Source organism: Corynebacterium riegelii (genome assembly GCF_016728505.1).
In the GTDB taxonomy this organism is placed as follows: domain Bacteria; phylum Actinomycetota; class Actinomycetes; order Mycobacteriales; family Mycobacteriaceae; genus Corynebacterium; species Corynebacterium riegelii.
On sequence record NZ_CP068159.1, the window covers coordinates 1,756,152 to 1,771,890 of the forward strand.

15 protein-coding genes are annotated in these 15,739 nt (G+C 60.6%); 8 read left to right on the forward strand and 7 right to left on the reverse strand.

Annotated features, from left to right (window positions below; translation table 11 throughout):
* Positions 1-9: 9 nt before the first annotated feature.
* On the reverse strand, positions 10-675 hold the full coding sequence (locus I6I71_RS08305) for an ACT domain-containing protein (protein WP_052204610.1): 666 nt from the start codon (positions 673-675) through the stop codon (positions 10-12).
* 116 nt (positions 676-791) lie between these two features.
* On the opposite strand from I6I71_RS08305, the gene gatC reads away from it, so the two are divergent.
* Genes gatC through I6I71_RS08325 form a run of 4 tightly spaced genes read left to right on the forward strand, consistent with a single transcriptional unit; the run spans position 792 to position 4,920 of the window.
* Positions 792-1,091: an Asp-tRNA(Asn)/Glu-tRNA(Gln) amidotransferase subunit GatC gene (gatC, locus tag I6I71_RS08310; RefSeq protein ID WP_052204608.1), complete on the forward strand. Its 300-nt coding sequence runs from the start codon at positions 792-794 to the stop codon at positions 1,089-1,091.
* A 5-nt stretch (positions 1,092-1,096) separates the two neighbouring features.
* On the forward strand, positions 1,097-2,578 hold the full coding sequence (gene gatA, locus I6I71_RS08315; RefSeq protein WP_201820313.1) for an Asp-tRNA(Asn)/Glu-tRNA(Gln) amidotransferase subunit GatA: 1,482 nt from the start codon (positions 1,097-1,099) through the stop codon (positions 2,576-2,578).
* A gap of 22 nt (positions 2,579-2,600) precedes the next feature.
* Positions 2,601-3,878: an MFS transporter gene (locus tag I6I71_RS08320; RefSeq protein ID WP_236587284.1), complete on the forward strand. Its 1,278-nt coding sequence runs from the start codon at positions 2,601-2,603 to the stop codon at positions 3,876-3,878.
* Between the two features lie 10 nt (positions 3,879-3,888).
* A complete protein-coding gene (locus tag I6I71_RS08325) occupies positions 3,889-4,920 on the forward strand; it encodes a 6-phosphofructokinase (protein ID WP_201820319.1) in 1,032 nt (343 codons plus the stop codon).
* A gap of 22 nt (positions 4,921-4,942) precedes the next feature.
* Here the strand turns inward: I6I71_RS08325 and nadC are convergent, their stop codons facing one another.
* Together nadC and nadA are read right to left on the reverse strand one after the other, a co-directional pair.
* Positions 4,943-5,797 (reverse strand): carboxylating nicotinate-nucleotide diphosphorylase, encoded by an 855-nt coding sequence (nadC, locus tag I6I71_RS08330; protein WP_201820323.1) that lies wholly within the window; start codon positions 5,795-5,797, stop codon positions 4,943-4,945.
* Positions 5,798-5,804: 7 nt separating this feature from the next.
* Positions 5,805-6,758, reverse strand: a complete 954-nt coding sequence (gene nadA, locus I6I71_RS08335; protein ID WP_052204603.1) for a quinolinate synthase NadA — start codon at positions 6,756-6,758, stop codon at positions 5,805-5,807.
* 64 nt (positions 6,759-6,822) lie between these two features.
* Between nadA and I6I71_RS08340 the strand changes: the two genes are divergently transcribed.
* Together I6I71_RS08340 and gatB are read left to right on the forward strand one after the other, a co-directional pair.
* Positions 6,823-7,770: a GNAT family N-acetyltransferase gene (locus I6I71_RS08340; protein ID WP_201820326.1), complete on the forward strand. Its 948-nt coding sequence runs from the start codon at positions 6,823-6,825 to the stop codon at positions 7,768-7,770.
* 36 nt (positions 7,771-7,806) lie between these two features.
* Complete coding sequence (gene gatB / locus I6I71_RS08345; RefSeq protein WP_052204599.1) at positions 7,807-9,309, forward strand: Asp-tRNA(Asn)/Glu-tRNA(Gln) amidotransferase subunit GatB; 1,503 nt, start codon at positions 7,807-7,809, stop codon at positions 9,307-9,309.
* Positions 9,310-9,430: 121 nt separating this feature from the next.
* Here the strand turns inward: gatB and I6I71_RS08350 are convergent, their stop codons facing one another.
* Together I6I71_RS08350 and I6I71_RS08355 are read right to left on the reverse strand one after the other, a co-directional pair.
* Positions 9,431-10,834 carry a YkvI family membrane protein gene (locus I6I71_RS08350; protein ID WP_052204597.1) on the reverse strand — a complete coding sequence of 468 codons (1,404 nt, stop codon included), beginning with the start codon at positions 10,832-10,834 and terminating at the stop codon, positions 9,431-9,433.
* A 411-nt stretch (positions 10,835-11,245) separates the two neighbouring features.
* On the reverse strand, positions 11,246-11,713 hold the full coding sequence (locus I6I71_RS08355; protein ID WP_052204596.1) for a MarR family winged helix-turn-helix transcriptional regulator: 468 nt from the start codon (positions 11,711-11,713) through the stop codon (positions 11,246-11,248).
* Between the two features lie 41 nt (positions 11,714-11,754).
* On the opposite strand from I6I71_RS08355, the gene I6I71_RS08360 reads away from it, so the two are divergent.
* Together I6I71_RS08360 and I6I71_RS08365 are read left to right on the forward strand one after the other, a co-directional pair.
* On the forward strand, positions 11,755-12,228 hold the full coding sequence (locus tag I6I71_RS08360) for a GNAT family N-acetyltransferase (RefSeq protein WP_201820329.1): 474 nt from the start codon (positions 11,755-11,757) through the stop codon (positions 12,226-12,228).
* Between the two features lie 65 nt (positions 12,229-12,293).
* A complete protein-coding gene (locus I6I71_RS08365) occupies positions 12,294-13,082 on the forward strand; it encodes a DoxX family protein (RefSeq protein ID WP_201820331.1) in 789 nt (262 codons plus the stop codon).
* A gap of 37 nt (positions 13,083-13,119) precedes the next feature.
* Here the strand turns inward: I6I71_RS08365 and ilvD are convergent, their stop codons facing one another.
* Both ilvD and I6I71_RS08375 read right to left on the reverse strand, forming a co-directional pair.
* The gene (gene ilvD, locus I6I71_RS08370; RefSeq protein ID WP_201820333.1) at positions 13,120-14,958 is read right to left on the reverse strand and encodes a dihydroxy-acid dehydratase; all 1,839 of its coding nucleotides are present in this window, start codon (positions 14,956-14,958) and stop codon (positions 13,120-13,122) included.
* 12 nt (positions 14,959-14,970) lie between these two features.
* A complete protein-coding gene (locus I6I71_RS08375; protein WP_101734979.1) occupies positions 14,971-15,513 on the reverse strand; it encodes a PH domain-containing protein in 543 nt (180 codons plus the stop codon).
* Positions 15,514-15,739 lie beyond the last annotated feature (226 nt).

Sequence of the window (15,739 nt, forward strand, 5' to 3'; positions counted from 1 at the left end):
GCGGTACTTCTAGCGCAGCATCGCGCCGACGATGCGGCCCAGATCGCCGATCTCACGGACCTCAGATGCCAGGTAGTCAGGCCCGCCAACACGCCCGATGACCAGCACCATGTCGGTGCCGTTGAGCGGAGTAATAGTCAGCGCGGTACCGAGTTGGAACCACGGCTCTGGCGCCCATTCGTCGTAGTCGGGTTGGAGGACCCGTGCTGCGTCGATAAGCGGCATGCTCGGGTGGGAACCATCATCCTCCGGTGCGGCCGGGGAGGCGGCGACCCGGGCAAGCCCATCGGGGGTATCACGCAGCACGACCGCCCAGGAGGAGGTAACCGCACCCGGCATGACATTGACCAGCTCATCCAACGTGTCGTTGACGCGGCTGGAACAATCCGCAATCTTTGCAAGCATCTCAATCTGTCCGCGGCGGTCCACACGACCCGTAAACGGGCGGATGGAATCCACCTCCGCACCCTCAACCGAGGCTACGGCGGTGATCAGCGTGTCTACCATGACGCCAGTGGGAAGTGTCACCACGATGTCATCGGTTACGGTGCCATCTAGCGAGGTTTCCACAATGTCCACGGAGTTAATGTCAGCGTCCACAATGCCAAACGCTTCGGCCAGCTGACCAAGGCTGCCGGGGACGTTCGGAAGGGTTACGCGGATGAGATAGGACATGAACTCCTTTATAGCAACCGGGGCTGGCCGGTAGTTGTGCCGGTGGTTGTGTAGGCGTGACGTAAGATGATCCCCGTTAAACGCAACCCACGTGACGTGGAAGGGATATAACGACTGTGGCTGAGATTTCCCGCGACGAGGTCGCGCGCATTGCGCGCCTTGCTCGAATCGCGCTGAATGATGAGGAACTCGACGATATTGCGAAGCAGCTAGACACGATTGTGGATGCTGTTTCGAAGGTCCAGGGCGTGGACACCGAGGGGGTTACCCCGATGAGCCACCCGCACTCCATCGACGCGGGCATGCGCGCAGACGTGGAGAAGAAGACGCTGACGCAGGCCCAAGCGCTGGACCAGGCTCCGGCCGTGGAAGACGAACGCTTCGTTGTGCCGCAGATTCTCGGAGAGGGAGATTAAGAACTATGACCCAGTACACGATTCCTGCCGAGGGCCTGATTTCGAAGCCGGCACACGAGCTGGCTGCCATTATCCAAGCTGGCGAGGTGACTTCGCGTGAGATCACCGAGGCGTTTTTGGACCGTATCGCCGAGGTTGACGGTGAGATCGGTGCATTCCTGCACGTTGGTGTGGAGGAAGCACTCGCTGTGGCCGACAAGGTGGATGAGCAGGTGACAAGCGGCGAGGAGCCGGCTTCTGCGCTTGCTGGTGTGCCGCTGGCGCTTAAAGACCTGCTGGTGACTACGGATGCGCCGACGACTGCGGCATCCAAAATGCTTGAGGGCTACATGAGCCCGTACGACGCGACTGTGGTGACCAAGCTGCGTGAAGCTGGTATCCCGATCCTGGGCAAGACCAACCTGGATGAGTTCGCCATGGGTTCCTCCACGGAGAACTCTGCCTACAAGCCGACGAAGAACCCGCACGACCTGGAGCGAGTGCCGGGTGGCTCCGGTGGCGGTACCGCCGCTGCGCTGGCTTCCGGTGAGGCACCGCTGGGCATTGGTACGGACACCGGCGGCTCGATCCGTCAGCCGGCATCTTTGACCGGCACGGTGGGTGTGAAGCCGACCTACGGTGGCGTGTCGCGCTACGGCGTGATTGCGTGTGCGTCTTCCCTGGACCAGGTCGGCCCGTGCGCCAACAACGTGCTGGATACGGCGCTGTTGCACGAGATCATCGCCGGCCACGACGAGTTCGACGCAACCAGCGTGGACCGCGAGGTACCCAAGTGTGCAGATGCGGCGCGTGAGGGCGCATCCGGCGACCTTACGGGCGTGAAGATTGGCCGCGTGAAGCAGTTCAACCGCCCGGGCACGCAGGCTGGCGTGGCTGAGCTGATCGATGAAGCCTTTGCGCAGTTTGAGCGCCAGGGCGCGGAGATCGTTGAGGTTGACTGCCCGAGCTTCGATGACGTGATGGGTGCCTACTACATCATCCAGATGTCTGAGGTCAGCTCGAACCTGGCTCGTTTCGACGGTATGCGTTACGGCCTGCGCGTCGGCGATGACGGCACCCGTTCCGCTGAGGAGGTCATGGCGGCCTCTCGTGGCGCAGGTTTCGGCCCTGAGGTCAAGCGCCGCGTAATCCTGGGCACCTACGCGCTGTCTGTTGGTTACTACGACGCGTACTACCTGCAGGCACAACGCGTGCGCACGATGATCGCGCAGGATATGAAGCGTGCCTTCGAGCAGGTTGACGTCATCGCTGGCCCAGCTGTGCCGTCCACGGCGTTCAAGCTGGGGGAGAAGGTGGATGATCCGTTGGCGATGTACAACTTTGACCTGTTCACCCTGCCGCTGAACTTGGCTGGCCTGCCGGGCATGTCCGTGCCGGCTGGTAAGGCGTCAGACACCGGCCTTCCGGTTGGTCTGCAGCTGATCGCCCCGGCGTTTGAGGACGCGCGCCTCTACCGCGTGGGTGCCGCTTTTGAAGCCGGCCGTTAATCCTTGGAATACCCTCGCAGCCTTGGCTGCGGGGTATTTTCTTGTCCTGATTGATCAGGGCTTCATGCCCGTGATCACGCCGCTTTTGCCTTTCGACGTGAAAAGCGCCGTCTGGCTGACCTCCATCTACCTGCTGTGCACGGTGGCACCGATGCCCGCCACGGGCCGTCTTGGAGACGTCTACGGGCAGCGCCGCATGTTCCTTGCCGGCTTGTGCGTCTACGTCCTGGGTTTGGGATTGGCGGGTGCCTCGTGGTCTTTTGGCTCTTTGGTGGCAGCGCGTGCGTTGCAGGGCTTTGGCGCGGCGGTGTTCCTGCCGCAAGCGTTCGGGCTGATCCCGCGGGTGTTTGCCGATGACCAGCAAGGCCGAGCGTTTGCTGCCTGGGGCGTGATTGGCTCAGTGGCCTCCATGCTGGGACCCGTGGCTGGCGGTGCTGTTGCGGAAAGCTACGGCTGGCGCGCGGCGTTTTACGCCCAAGCGGGGCTGGGGGTTGCGGCACTGGTGGCTGGCTTGATTGCCTTGCCAGCGCTGCCGCGCGGGCAGCAGCAGGTGACGCTTCTGCCCGTGCTGCTATCGTTCGGCGGCCTTGGGTGCTTGGTCTACGGCATCCAGTTCGGCCAGTGGCCTTCGATCCTTCTCGGCCTGCTACTGGTTGTGCTGCTCGTGCTTTCTGCACGCAACGGCACCGACGGTGGGTTCCTGCCAATCGGACTTCTCAGCGGTAGGGCCTTTGCGCTGGGCACGATAGGTGTGGCCATGATGGGCTTTTCGGTGGCATCCATGTTCATCCCCCTGATGTATTGGCTGCAAACGGTTGCGGGCGCAATGCCAACCACGGCAGGGCTTGTCACCGTGCCCATGTCCTTATTCGCACTCGCCTTGACCCCGGTTGCCGGCTACCTCACGGACCGTATGGACCCAGGCAAGCTGTGCGTTGCGGGCTTTAGTGTGTGCGCGGCGGGCCTTGCATTGGCCGTTGCACTGATTAACGCCGGGGCGCCCGTTGCATGGTTTGCCGCGGTGACCTCGCTTCTCGGCATCGGCGGGGCATTCGTGTGGGCGCCGAACGCAGCGCTGACCATGCGGGGTATTGACGGTGCGCACACCGGCGCGGCCTCGGGGCTCTACAACACGGCGCGCCAGGTTGGCAGCGTGGTGGGTGTCGCGCTGGTTGGTGCAGTGCTGGCGTCGGGGGAGATCGACGCGACTGCTGCAAAAGCGCTGGTGTTGCCGTTGGGGGCGATGGTGGTGGGGGCGGTGGCGTCGCTAAGCATGAAGCCCCATGGGGTGGCGCGCTAGGCTGGGAACCATGCGACTTGCCACTTTGACTTCAGGCGGCGACTGCCCGGGACTGAATGCTGTAATTCGAGGAATCGTGCGAACGGCCAGCGCGGAGTACGGCTCCACCGTGGTCGGCTACCTCGACGGCTGGGTAGGCCTGATGGAGGACCGCAGGGTGGACCTCTACGACGACGCCTACATTGACTCCATCCTCCTACGCGGCGGCACCATCTTGGGCACCGGCCGCCTGCACCCCGACAAGTTCAAGGCAGGCATTGACCAGATCAAGGCCAATCTTGCAGACGCCGAGGTAGACGCGCTTATTGCCATCGGCGGCGAAGGCACCCTTAAGGGTGCGAAGTGGTTGGCAGACAACGGCATCCCAGTCGTTGGTGTGCCAAAGACCATTGATAACGACGTTGCGGCAACCGACTACACCTTCGGCTTTGACACCGCGGTGTCTGTGGCAACGGATGCGATCGACCGCCTGCACACCACCGCGGAATCACACAACCGCATCCTGATCGTGGAGGTTATGGGCCGCCACGTCGGCTGGATCGCGCTGCACGCAGGCATGGCGGGCGGCGCACACTACACTGTGATCCCCGAGGCTCCCTTCGACATCGAAGAGATCTGCAAGGCCATGGAGCGGCGCTTCCAGATGGGGGAGAAGTACGGCATCATCGTGGTTGCTGAGGGCGCTGTGCCTAAGGAAGGCACGATGGACGCCGGTCTTGGTGAGGAAGATGAGTTTGGCCACAAGACCTTCAACGGCATGGGCCAGATCATTGGCGACGAGATTAAGCGCCGCCTCGGCTACGACGTACGCACTACCGTGCTCGGCCACATCCAGCGCGGCGGCACACCGACTGCCTATGACCGTGTGCTTGCCACCCGCTATGGCGTGCACGCAGCGCGCGCAGCACACGAAGGCAACTTTGACACCTGCGTGGCACTCCACGGCGAAAACATTGACCTGGTGCCGCTGGAGTCTGCCGTGGCGCACTTGAAGCAGGTGCCGGAAGCGCGCTACAAGACGGCGCGCAGCATGTTCGGCTAAATTTGTTCGGCTAGATTTTCATCTAGCCTTCCTCGGCATCCAGCCCGATGTCGAGGATGCGCACCGAGTGCGTTAACGCGCCGACGGCGAGAAAGTCCACGCCGGTTTCGGCGTACGCGCGCGCCACGTCAAGGCTTAAGCCTCCGGAGGATTCCAGCCGCGTGTTCGGCGAGAGCCGGTTGCGCAGCTCCACGGCTTGACGTGTGGTGTCCACGCTGAAGTTGTCCAGCATCACTAAATCGGGATGCAGTGCGAGGACTTCTTCAAGCTGGGCGAGGGTGTCTACTTCTACCTCGCGGGGCAGGTCCGGAAATGCTTCCGCCATACGACGGTAAGCTTCCGCCACGCTGCCAACACTTGCCACGTGGTTGTCTTTAATCAGGGCGCTATCGCCCAGGCTCATGCGGTGGTTTACGCCACCGCCGCAGCGCACGGCGTATTTGGCAAAGTCGCGGTAGCCGGGAAGCGTCTTGCGTGAGTCGCGCACTTTGGCGCCAGTGCCGGCCAGCGCATCAGTCCACTGCTGCGTTTGCGTGGCAATGCCGCTGGCGTAGGTCAGCAGATTCAGCATGGTGCGCTCCGCCGAGAGGATCGGGCGGGCAGGACCGCTCACGGTTGCGAGCTTTGTTCCGGGGGCAACCTTGTCGCCGTCGTTCGCGTGCACGGTGACGCGGATATCCGGGCTGATCTCTTGCATGATCCAGGCGATCACGTCCAAGCCCGCCACTACGCCCGGTTGGCGTGGGACGACGTGGGTGGTCAGTACTGCGTCCGCGTCGATGGTGGCTTCCGTCGTAGCGTCGGGGCCGTGTGCGAAATCCTCCTCTAAGCCGATGCGGATTAGGCGTAGCGATGCTTCTTTATCTAGAGGTTGCATCTGCGTTCTACTCCCCACTACCCGGGTTACCAATGGCAATCATGCGCTCCAGCGACTGACGAGCCTTCGCCGCCACATCCTCCGGCACTGTGACCTCATCGCGCATCTCCCGCAGCGAGGCAACCAGCTTCTCCGGCGTAATCATCTTCATGTACGTGCATGACGCCTTGGGGTTGACCGGCTGGAAATCAACCGCAGGCGAAGCTTGCTGCAGCTGGTGCAACATGCCCACCTCAGTAGCCACCAGCACCGTGCCCTCAGTGTCCCGCCCAGCCTGCTCAAGCATGCCGCCAGTAGAGAGCATGTGCACACGCTGCGGATCAATCACGCCTTCGCCCGCCAGGTAGATCGCGGAGTTGGCGCAGCCGCACTCCGGGTGGATGTACAGCGGTGCCTCCGGGTGGGCGGCCGCTTGGTCTGCCAGGTCCTTGCCGTTGATACCGGCGTGGACGTGGCACTCACCGGCCCAAATGCGGATGTTCTCACGCCCAGTCTCACGCTTGACGTGCGCGCCTAGGAACTGGTCGGGGCAGAAGAGGATCTCCTGATCCGGGTCGATGGAGTTGACCACATCAACCGCATTGGAAGAGGTGCAGCAGATATCAGTTAGCGCCTTGACCTCTGCGGTGGTGTTGACGTAGCTGACTACCAGCGCGTCCGGATGCTGCGCCTTCCATTCACGCAGCTGATCGGCAGTAATGGAGTCCGCCAGCGAGCAACCAGCATCCGCATCCGGGATCAGCACGGTCTTGTCGGGGCTTAAGATCTTCGCACTTTCCGCCATGAAGTGCACACCGCAAAAGACGATCACATCCGCATCGGTTTTCGCCGCGATGCGGGACAGCGCAAGCGAGTCGCCTGTAAAGTCGGCGATGTCTTGAATCTCCGGGATTTGGTAGTTGTGCGCCAAAATCACGGCGTTTTTCTCTTGCTTCAGTTTTCGCACTTCATCAGTCCACATGCGTCTAACCTAGCCCGTTTCAGCTCGGGTTTTGGTCAGTTTGACACTAACGGAAGGCACACACATGACGTTGCTCGAACAAATGGCTGAGCGCTACGAGGCATGGATGCCGAGCAGGTTGCGCCAGTGGTACGGCCCAGAAGAGCGGCTTCTACTAGCCACGCAAGAAATGCGCCCCCAAGCTGACCACGTAGCCAACACGGAATTTGGCGCAGGTTTTAGAGACCACCTCCGCACCCTCGGCGGTCCCGATGTGTCAGACCCGTTGGCGTGGGCAAACCGGCACATCGAGTTCAGCGACGGCAACTGGTGTGTAGCGGGTATCCGGTTTCTCGGACTGGATCCGCAAAAGCCGTTTGTAAGCGTTGTTGCCACCTCGTTGCCTCCGCAGTACGACGCTTTGGTGCCGTATGCGAAAAAGCTCCACCGGGAGTTCGCCGAGTTTGTGCCGCTTGCCATCCGCTTCGAACTGCCGGACCCGCCCGCAGATGTTGACGTGGACCAGTGGATTATCGCGGGACTTGTCTCGCAGCTGCGTGAGCGGCCGCTGCGGCCACAGTGCGAGCGCGTGCGGCTGGTACCTGCAGAACCGGCCGAGATAGTTACCTATGCCGATGAGGTGCTTGCCCGCGTGATTAAGCAAACGCCCGAAGTTGCCACGTGGACTGAAGCGGCAACGCTTGAGCAGCTGACAAGCTGCGCGGAGACAGGCGCGCTGTGCACCATTGAGATTGACGGGCAGCACGCGGGCATCATTGCCGCCGCGCGTGATGACGCGAACGGTATGCGGGGATTTCAGGTCTACGAAATCCTACTTGATAATCATGCCCGGGGCCATGGTTTCGGCTCTGCGGCGATGCAACTGTTGTGCCGCGTATTGCCAGCCGAGGCAGGGGATACGGTGTGGGGGACGGTGCATGGGGGCAATGTGGCGTCGATAAGCAATGGGCTCTCAGTGGGCCGTGAAAAGACCGCAGCTTTTGTTTGGATCGAGCGACGCGGCGAGCTGTAGCGCGGGTGTGTGGAGTGGGGCAGTAGACTGACCGGCATGACTGCGTATGACCTGATGGATTACGACGAGGTACTGGAAAAGTACGACCCGGTTATGGGTCTTGAGGTGCACGTCGAGCTTGCCACTGAGACGAAGATGTTCTCCACTGCCTCCGCACACTTTGGTGCGGCGCCGAACACGAACATTGACCCGGTTTCGCTCGGCCTTCCTGGCGCACTGCCGGTGGTGAACGCGAAGGGCGTGGAGTGGGCCATCAAGATCGGCCTAGCGTTGAACTGCAAGATTGCAGAGTCTTCCCGGTTTGCGCGCAAGAACTATTTCTACCCGGACCAGCCGAAGAACTACCAGATCTCCCAGTACGACGAGCCGATTGCGTACGACGGTTACCTGGACGTCATGCTGGAGGACGGCACGGAGTGGCGCGTTGAGATCGAGCGCGCGCACATGGAGGAAGACACCGGCAAGCTGACCCACCTGGGTTCTGCGTCCGGCCGTATTACGGGCGCGACGGCGTCGCTTGTGGACTGCAACCGTGCCGGCATCCCGCTCATTGAGATTGTGACCAAGCCGATCATCGGCGCCGGCGAGCGCGCCCCCGAGGTGGCCAAGGCCTATGTTGGTGCGCTGCGCGAGTTGGTGAAGGCACTTGGTGTCTCCGATGCTCGTATGGATCAGGGCAGCATGCGTTGCGACGCTAACGTCTCCCTTCGCCCCATCGGCCAGGAGAAGTTTGGCACCCGTACCGAAACGAAGAATATTAACTCCCTGAAGTCGGTCGAGCAGGCCGTGCGCTTTGAGATGCAGCGCCAGGCCGCCGCACTGGAAAACGGCGAGGAGATCGTCCAGGAGACCCGCCACTACCAGGAGAAGGACGGCTCCACCTCCAAGGGGCGTCCGAAGGAAGAGGCGTCGGACTACCGCTACTTCAACGACCCTGACCTGCCGCCGGTGATTGCAAAGCCAGAGTGGGTTGAGGAAATCCGCGCAACTTTGCCGGAACTTCCGTGGGTGCGCCGCGCGCGCATCCAGGAGGAGTGGCAGCTGCCGGAGAAGGAGTTCCGTGACCTGGTCAACGCTGGTGCATTGGATCTAATCGTGGACACCGTTGAGGCCGGCACCACTCCGGACGAGGCCCGTTCCTGGTGGGTCTCCTACATCAACGGCAAGGCCAATGAGGCGGGCAAGGACCTGGACGCGCTTGGTGTCAGCCCGGCTGATGTGGCACGTGTGGTGGAGCTGGTCAAGGAAGGCAAGCTGACCACCAAGCTGGGCCGCCAGGCCATCGACGGTGTCATTGCTGGCGAGGGCAGCGTCGACGAGGTTGTCGCCGCCCGTGGCCTTGAGGTCGTGCGTGACGACGGTGCAATTGAGAAAGCCGTCGACGAAGCCCTGGCCGCCAACCCGGACATCGTGGAGAAGTACCGCGCAGGCAATAAGAAGGTCACCGGTGCCATCGTTGGCGCCGTGATGAAGGCAACGCAGGGCAAGGCCGACCCAGGCCAGGTCAACCAGCTGATTGCCAAGAAGCTCGCCGAGTAAGCGGGGGAGAACTCCCGCTTGGTAGTGCTCCCGCTGAGGAGACGAAAACCCCTACCTATGCGTTACCCGTTGGGTGCGCGGTTGGTAGGGGTTTTGCGTTTGGGCGTTGACAAGCGAAGTGCTACTTCGTTTCAGGCTTTACGGCCGGGAACTCACCAGTTTTGTACATTTCCTCGTACGCCTCCCAGTGAATCTCATCGCCCTTGGCCTCAGGCGCGCCCTCATAATCTTCGTGCTCCGGGTCGAGCGCAGGCGTATCCGCAATATCGAATTCACTGGAGCTATCCGCGTGCAAGTCAGCCGCAACTTCCTCCTGCACGGACTGCCACAGATCCTGCGTGTCCACGTGAGAATCCGCAGCCAGCTCATCAACCTCAGCGCGCTCGGCACGAGTTAGGTCCTCCATTGCCGGGTCGAGCTGAGTCTCAGCCAGCTCTGCAAGACGTTCGCGACGCTCCGTCTCATCCTGGATATTCTTGCGGTCACGGAACCACGCGACACCCATAGCCACGCCAAGCACCAGGCCAAGGTAACCAAGCACCGGGTACACCCAGCCAACAAGATCGGCGAAGCCAATGAAGGACAGCGCGAAACCAACCATCACCGCCAAGAAGTAGTACAGGCGGAAACGCTTCGGGTTGCTGTGGCTAGTGCGGCGACCGATGGCGTAGAACATGCCAACAGCAGTGTTGTAAATCATCAGGTAGATCACGATGGAGACGAACACGCCAATAGACGGGTGCATGTTGTCAAAGACCATCAGCAGCGGCATATCTGCGCCCATGACGTTTTCCATGTTGGCAAACAGGATGAACGTGAGCATGAGCAGCAGTACCGCGAACATGATGCCGCCGAGCAGGCCGCCCTTGCCCGCCTGGGCCGGGTTCATGTGGGAGCCGGCGAAGACGAGCATCATGGAGGCGTCCATAATCATGACCAGCGTGGCGTAGTTCAGTGCGGTAATAAACCAGTTACCAAACGTGCCCGAAGCCTGCGTGTTGGTCATTGCAAGCTCATTGATGTGCGCGAAATCAGACGGCATGTTTGCCAACGTGATTGCAAACGCGCCAAGCAAGCAGATGATCAAAAGCGGAGTAATGAACGAGAACACGTCCGTGAGCTTGTCAATATCCAGCAAACCTGACAGCAGGAGCAACACGACCATGATGGCCGAGCCAATCCACGTGTCCAGACCGAACTGCTGCTGCAAGTTTGCGCCCGCGCCGGCGACCATGACAAAGCCAATGCAGAACAGTGTAAAAATAGTGGTGACGTCCATGTACCTGGCCACCCACGGACGCGACACGCTCTTGAACACCGCGCTGTGGTCATCAGCCATGTAGTAGGAGCCAAGCTGGTAGACCCAGCCACTGAAGATGGCGATGGCGGCGCCCGCAATGGCCGCACCTACGATGCCCCAATAACCGAACGAGAGAAAGTATTGAATGACTTCTTGGCCTGACGCGAAGCCGGCGCCGACCGTCAGGCCAACAAGCGCTAGCGCTACTTTTAAGGTTTTGGGCATGAAGTTGTGTTTCCTTCCAAAAGTGGTTCTGTCACAAACGGGCCCGATGGTAACACTTTGAAATTAAAATGCCCCCAGATGGAACATGCAGCGTACAAAGCTGGAGGGCGTTGGAGGGTGGTTCCCGGGTGGATTTTTGTAAGCGACCCCGGGGTCATTTACAAAAACCCAGGTGGCGGTTTTCACTTCCGTAACAAACGGCTTTGGTTGCAATGAGGCTGGTGTGACGCGTGGGATTAGCGCAGGTCAGCAACCTAAATGAGCGGTATAGCTAACAAGGACACTGAAAACAAATGCGAAATCTTTCAGTGTCCTGGGGTTTTGAAGTCACATCCGTAACAAATCGAAATGTTTGCAATGAGGCTAAAGTGACGCGTGGGATTAACGCAGGTCAGCCCAGGCCCAACCCACCTACATCCCCGGTGCCTTCGGGGTGTTGGTCATGATCTTGGCCATAATCTTCTTCAGCTGCTCGGCTTCCTTAGCGGTCACCTGCTCAAAGATGGTCCCACGGATATGGGCGATCACTTCAGGGGTGGAGCGCACGACAAACTCCACACCGTCTTCAGTCAACGTGGCAAACGTAGAACGGCGGTCCTCGGCGCTGCGGTTACGTTCGGTAAAGCCGCGCTGCTCAAGGCGATCCATCACGTGTGACAGGCGTGAAGGCGACATCATCGTGGCGTCGGCGAGTTTAGACATCGTGGTGGTGTGGTTTTCCGCCTGGGCGATGGACAGCAGTGTCATGTAATCGGGCAGCCCCATTTTCTCTTGGCGTTTCAGGTGCTCATCCAGGCGTGCAGGCACCCAGGAAACAAATGTCCAGAGGGTGCGCCAGACGTCTGCATCGTGATCTTCCAGCCAATGAAAACGTTCCATGGCAGTGACTTTAATACAGGGGTGAAAAGTATGGTTGAACCATGTTGAATATTCGCCCCGCAGTGGAATCAGACGTTCCTGAGATCTTCGCAATGATCAATGAGCTTGCGGAATACGAGAAAGCTCCGGATGAAGTCACCTCCACTGAAGAAGACGTGCGTACCCACCTGTTTGGGGAGAACCCGCGCGTTTACACCCTCATCGCGGAGGTCGACGGCAAGGTGCAGGGGATGGCCATGTGGTTTTTGAATTACTCCACGTGGCACGGCCGTCACGGCATCTGGTTGGAGGACCTGTACGTGCGTGAACAGGCGCGCGGGAATGGAATTGGGACTGCTTTGCTCAAAGCACTGGCAAAGATTGCTGTGGACAATGATTACAGGCGTGTGGAGTGGACGGTGTTGAGGTGGAACGAGCCGTCGATAGGCTTCTATAGCTCCATCGGTGCCCATGACATGGGGGAGTGGACCACTATGCGCCTAGATGGGGAGGCGCTGAAAACGCTCGGTAGTTAACCCGGTTGGGAACACGCCGTTTGTCATGCAGAGTTGGATAGGAAAACTCGCATAGTTTAGGGGGTATGGCAACCGATAATCAGCGCGATCATTTGCGCGACGCTACGCCCGAAGATTTCTCGCACGACGAAGTGCCGGCCTACACTCCTGGAACGGACCCGGTGGGCACCGCAGAGACGGAGGTATTTGCAGCCTCCACGCCGGCTGCGCCCGCAGCTACAGGCGAAACCGCTGCAATTGACCGTGAACCGCAGTACATTGCTCCCGCTGCGCCGGTGTATGACGAGGTCACGGTTGTATCGGATCCGGTTGTAGAGGAACCTGTGGTCGCCCCAGTTGGCCGCGGAACCATTGACTTTGGTTTGCTGCTGCTTCGCCTGTTGGTGGGCGGTTACCTCACGGTGCGTGCGATCGCTACCTTTTTCAACTTGGGTTCCTCCGGCGGCATTGGTGCGCTGGAGAGCGCGTACGCCAATTACCCGTTCGGCAACGGCATGGCAATTATCGTTCCTACGCTGGAGCTGACTGCGGGTGTGTTCCTGATTCTTGGTTTGATCACCCCGGTCGCGGCAGCGGTTGGTGTGGCAGTCACGGGTTTTGAGGCACTGCACGCGTTGACCGCGGCAGACGGTGGCTGGAGCCTTTTGCTTACCGACGCCACCGTGATCCTCCCAACCCTCCTCCTCGGCCTCACCTTCGCCCTGACCTTTACCGGCCCGGGCCTCTACAGCGTGGACACTGGTAGGGGATGGGCGCGTCGACCGTTGGCGTCGTCCTGGATCTGCGCCCTGCTTGGGCTGGCCGCAGCCGGCGCTATCTGGTGGTTCGGCGCCGGCGTCAACCCGCTGGCATAAAGCCGCGTAAACCGCGTCAACCGTGGCTTAGGCCGCGTTAATCAACTTGGCGGACAGCGCCCTTATCGGCGCTGGTCGCCATTTTTGCGTATGCGCGCAGTGCCTTCGATACGTGGCGGGTGCGGTTCGGCGTCCACGGGTTGTCCGACGCTTCCATTTCCTCGCGGCGGCGGGCCAGCTCCTCATCGTCCACAACCAGGCGCAGCTCACGGTTGGCTACGGAGATGGCGATGATGTCGCCGTTTTGTACTAGGCCGATCAGGCCGCCATGTGCAGCCTCGGGGGAGATGTGGCCGATGGACAGGCCGGAGGTGCCGCCGGAAAAGCGGCCGTCTGTAATCAGCGCGCACTTCTTGCCCAAGCCAGCGCCCTTGAGGAAGGACGTGGGGTGCAGCATCTCCTGCATGCCCGGACCGCCGGAGGGACCCTCGTAGCGGATGACCACAACCTCGCCCTCCAAGACCTCGCGGTTGAGGATCATGGACACTGCCTGCTCCTGAGAATCCACAACGCGGGCAGGACCGGAGAACTCCCAGAGGCCTTCCTCCACGCCGGCGGTCTTCAAAATTGCGCCGTCCGGTGCGAGGTTACCGCGCAGGACGACTAGGCCGCCGTCGGAAGTAATCGGGTGCTCAACGTCGTGGATCACGCCGTTTGCGGAGTCGGTGTCCAACGACTCCCAGCGGGCGGACTGGCTAAACGCCTCCGTCGTACGCGTGCCGCCCGGAGCCGCGTGGAACAACTCCACGGCCTCCGGAAGCGGGGAAGCGCCGCGAATATCCCAGTCGCCCAGCCAGGCGTCGAGGGAATTGTAGGAGACCGAGTGCACGTCATCATGCAGAAGCCCCGCACGGTGCAGCTCGCCCAGGATCGCCGGGATGCCGCCGGCGCGGTGGACGTCCTCCACGTGGGCGTCGCCATTCGGTGCCACCTTGGACAGGCACGGGATCTGGTGGGAGAGCTCATCAATATCGGCAAGGTCAAAGTCCACCTCACCCTCCTGCGCCGCAGCGAGGATGTGCAAGATGGTGTTGGTGGAGCCGCCCATGGCCATATCCAGCGCCATGGCGTTGCGGAACGCGTGCTCGGTGGCAATGGAGCGCGGGAGAACCGACTCGTCGCCTTCGCCGTAGTAGCGGTTGCACAGCTCAACGATCTTGGAACCAGCCTGCTCAAACAGTGCGCGGCGTGCGGTGTGGGTAGCCAGCGTTGTGCCGTTGCCGGGCAGCGACAGGCCCAGTGCCTCGGTCAGGCAATTCATGGAGTTGGCGGTGAACATACCGGAGCAGGAACCGCAGGTGGGGCAGGCGTTGTTGGCAATGTCGTCGAGCTGCGCATCGCTGACTGAGTCGTTCGCGGACAGCGCGATAGCGTCGATCAGGTCAGACTTCGGCTTGACCACATCACCCGCGTTGATGGCCTTGCCAGCCTCCATCGGTCCGCCGGAGACAAACACTGCCGGGATGTTGAGACGCATCGCGGCGTTGAGCATGCCCGGGGTGATCTTGTCGCAGTTGGAGATGCACACCATCGCATCCACGGTGTGGGCATTGCACATGTACTCCACGGAATCCGAGATGATCTCGCGGCTGGGCAGAGAGTAGAGCATGCCAGCATGCCCCATGGCAATGCCGTCATCAACGGCGATGGTGTTGAACTCCTTCGGCACACCACCAGCGGCACGAACCGCGTCCGCAACAATGTCGCCGACATTCTTCAGGTGGACGTGGCCCGGCACAAACTGGGTGTAGGAGTTCACAATTGCCACGATCGGCTTGCCAAACTCGTTTTCCTCAGTGCCGGTGGCACGCCACAGGGCGCGCGCGCCAGCTGCTTGGCGGCCGATGGTGGTGACGCGTGAGCGGAGGGGGATCATGGGGGTACTCCTTTAGTTCTGGCTATTGGCGGGGTTATCAGCGGGGTTATCAGCGGGGCGCGGGCCGGGCATATCCGGATGCTCCTTTAAGTACTCTTCGTACTCGTCCTGGTCGAGCAATACGCTATAGCCCTCTTTGTCAATGACTTCGTACTTGCCGTCAGAAGACTCGGCGGCCTGCGTAATCACATCTGCGATGCGGCCGCGGGAGGCTTCTGCCAGATCAGGCAGGGTGTTGAAGGTGATGCCGGGCATGGGGTACTCGCGGCCGTCGACAGTTGTGGCAAGTGCCTTGCTGCCCTTAAAACTCACACCCTTGAGCTGGTCCCATGCAAGCGAGACGTTCTTGCGCAACAGGTAGTTGATGGAAATGCCCGAATCAGAAATCGTGGTCTTGGCGTTGAAGATCCACACAAGAGCGAAGATGGGGAATATCAGGACCCATCCCAGTTTGAGGGGGGCCCACAAAATACCAATCAGGGCAATGCCCGTCATCATTGCAATAGCGATGACGTGCTCTCTAGAGGGGCGGAAAATACGGGGAGCATCGGTCATTCCTGACATGGTAGTCAACGCGTATGAAAAAAATTACTCACTATCGCATATATGCGTAGCAAAGCTGTGTATTATTTAACGCATGATCACGACGCGACTTGTAGTAGTAGTAATTCCGATGCGGCGCTTGCCGTAAGCGGGTTGCACTCAAAGCTAGCCGCAAACCAAGCGCCCTCGAGAGCTTCTAGCTCGCTCGAGGGCTTTTTGTTTGTGTGATCGAATTCCG